1 rRNA gene is annotated in these 271 nt (G+C 51.7%); it reads left to right on the forward strand.

Features of this window, described 5'->3' with window-relative positions:
• Positions 1 to 163: 163 nt before the first annotated feature.
• Positions 164 to 271, forward strand: a 23S ribosomal RNA gene (locus tag F7Q90_RS26275); the annotation flags it as partial.

Consider the following 271-nt stretch of genomic DNA (forward strand, 5'->3'; position numbering starts at 1 on the left):
CCTCAGGGTCACGTTTGAGATATTTGCTCTTTAACAATCCGGAACAAGCTGAAAATTTGAAACGACGCACGTCGTGTTCCTCCGTAATAAGGAACACAGCACGATGCGTTCGGGTCTCTCAAAAGCTCATAACACGCAAGCGCAAAACGCCTGTGGGTTGTGAGGTTAAGCGACCAAGCGTACACGGTGGATGCCCTGGCAGTCAGAGGCGATGAAGGGCGTGCTAATCTGCGATAAGCGCCGGTAAGGTGATATGAACCGCTACAACCGG

The sequence above is a fragment of the Pantoea stewartii subsp. stewartii genome (assembly GCF_008801695.1).
Classification (GTDB): Bacteria; Pseudomonadota; Gammaproteobacteria; order Enterobacterales; family Enterobacteriaceae; genus Pantoea; species Pantoea stewartii.